We start from the raw sequence: 2,496 nt of genomic DNA, 5'->3' as shown, positions 1-2,496 counted from the left end.
TTGTTTAGGGTAACGACCTTAACTAATGCTTTTTCGCTATACATTAATTATGTGTCTAAATCCCTGCATTAACAATTAAGGAGGTCACTTCATATTATCTCCCAAATATTTACTAAGCTAATAAGAACGTAATGAGGTTCAAAACAACCAATACAATACACAATGCTAATAGGAGGCGCACTGTTCTTTTCATTTTTGGGTCACCATTTTGAATCTTATTCCAGTGAAGACCAATAAAGCCACCCACAATTGCTATGCAGCCAATTACTCCACAAATTCCAGAGTAGAAACTGTTATGGCGAATAGAAAAAGATGCAATCAAAATAATACCAAAAACTAAACCAAACGCACTCCATAATGTTCTCTTATCCAATTTAGTTCAAATCCTCTAAATGGCGTTTATTATTCATGTAAATGATAACTGTAAGTTGCCACCACAATGTTTTGTCGTGAATTTAATACAGAACGCAACCGGAGACTAGTTTGGTTATGCAATGCTAACTGCCAAGGACGCTTGGGTACAAATTGAGGTACTAATACCGTCGTAGAATAATTACGTGCCTCAGCTCGCTTGGCAATCACATCAACAAACCGTAAAGTTGGTGTTGCAATGGACCTGTATGATGAGTGGATATCCACAAATCGGACATCAGGATATTCAGCTTTAAATTCATTAGCTGTTTTATGTTCTTTTCCAGGGTTTTCATCAAAGGAAACGTGCATGGCAATGACATAATCACCAATAGACCGGGCGTAATTAATAGCTCCACGTGTCACACGGGTAACATTACCAACTAACACAATCACTGTTGATCCGTCATAGTCATGCAATTGAACAGCGGTCTTTTCCGCAACTCGCAACTGTTTACCAACCTTAATATAGTGGCTATGAATTTTGTGGAACATCCATAACAAGCACGGCATAATAATTAAGTATGGCCAGACGTTTTCGAAATGTTGCCAGAATAATGCAATAACTAGGCATAACGAAATCAAAGCACCCACAAGGTTAATGAATGACTTTCCTAGCCACCAACCTTCTCGTTCTCTGAACCAATGAATAATCATTGCCGATTGAGAAAGGGTGAATGGGACGAACACCCCAACAGCATACAAAGGAATTAACATATTAGTTTGACCATGGAAAATCAAAATCAGGATGATGGCACCAACTGCCAATGAAATAATCCCATTTGAATACCCTAAACGGTCACCACGATCCATGAAGGCATGTGGTAAAAACTTATCCTTAGCCATGTTATAAGCTAAAATTGGGAATGCTGAGAATCCAGTGTTAGCAGCAACTGCTAAAATCATTGCCGTTGAAAGTTGTAGCAAATAGAAACCTAATCCATGTCCACCAAATACTTTAGAAGCGATTTGAGAAAGCACTGTTACTTTTGCATTAGGTACAATTCCCAAGTAGAAGCCAAAGAAGATAATTGCAATGAAGAAGAATGCCAAAATAGCACTCATAATTGCCAAAGTAGTGGAAGCATTCTTTTCTTTTGGTTCATTAAAGTTTGGTACAGCATTACTTACTGCTTCAACCCCAGTCAATGATGACGAACCTGCTGAGAATGCTCGAACAAAAAGTACAAAAGTCATTCCAGCAACTGGAGTACCATAATCAGCTGGAGCATGATAGGTAATATGTCCAGTCGCAATATTAACGGCTCCCACAATAATCATGACAAATATCATAATTACGAAAAAGTACACAGGAACGGTTAAGAAGTTGGCACTTTCGCTCATTCCACGTAGGTTCATGAACATAATTAGCAGAACAATAATCACGGAAATGGGTACTGAGTACTTATATAACGCTGGAATAGCTGAAGTAATTGCCTCAGTACCAGATGTCGTTGAAACGGCCACAGTTAACATATAGTCAACTAATAATGAACCACCGGCAATTAACCCACCATTTTTACCCCAATTCTTAGTGGCAACAATATATGCACCACCACCACTTGGATAGGCGTGAATAATTTGTTGGTAAGATAGGGTAATCGCCAATAATAGCACTAACACAATGGCTGCAATTGGAATTGAGTACCACATGGCCATTGCAGATAATGTTACTAATACAGTAACAATTTGTTCAGGACCGTAGGCAACTGATGAAATTGCGTCTGACGATAACATTGCCAACGCCTTAAATTTAGTTAAATGAGTTTTACCTTCATCTAGTGTTTTTAATGGTTTTCCAATTAAAACACGTTTTAAATAACGCCACATTGTTACTCTCCTCAAAAGTAATGAATCAAAAGATATTCTACTCCACTCGTTCCCTAAATTGCTACCGTTTTTTTAAATTATTTTAACCCTTTTCCCATTTTAAAATGGGAAGTCTCTTATTAACAGTATATTTCTATTGCTAATAAAAAGGGGCTGTGACATAAGTCCCTAAAATGAAAAGATCCATTCGGAATTTGGTTAAATTTATGAATGGATCTTTTTGATAAATAAAATATTTTGAGAAAATGGATGGCC

2 protein-coding genes are annotated in these 2,496 nt (G+C 37.3%); both read right to left on the bottom strand.

The genetic code is table 11. The features are described 5' to 3' along the window. Window positions 1–112: 112 nt before the first annotated feature. Complete coding sequence (locus H5975_RS07820; protein ID WP_204785570.1) at window positions 113–373, bottom strand: hypothetical protein; 261 nt, start codon at window positions 371–373, stop codon at window positions 113–115. 29 nt (window positions 374–402) lie between these two features. After that, window positions 403–2,241 (bottom strand): APC family permease, encoded by a 1,839-nt coding sequence (locus H5975_RS07815; RefSeq protein ID WP_204785569.1) that lies wholly within the window; start codon window positions 2,239–2,241, stop codon window positions 403–405. Window positions 2,242–2,496: the final 255 nt, after the last annotated feature.

Origin of the sequence: Limosilactobacillus coleohominis (assembly GCF_016901675.1) — a bacterium.
Lineage (GTDB): Bacteria > Bacillota > Bacilli > Lactobacillales > Lactobacillaceae > Limosilactobacillus > Limosilactobacillus intestinavium.
Note: the sequence above shows the minus strand (reverse complement) of the source record. Positions and strands in the feature narration are given on the sequence as shown.

Bases quoted from the DNA above. Each gene is read 5' to 3' on its own strand.
- H5975_RS07815 (WP_204785569.1), bottom strand. From the start codon at position 2,241: ATGTGGCGTTATTTAAAACGTGTTTTAATTGGAAAACCATTAAAAACA.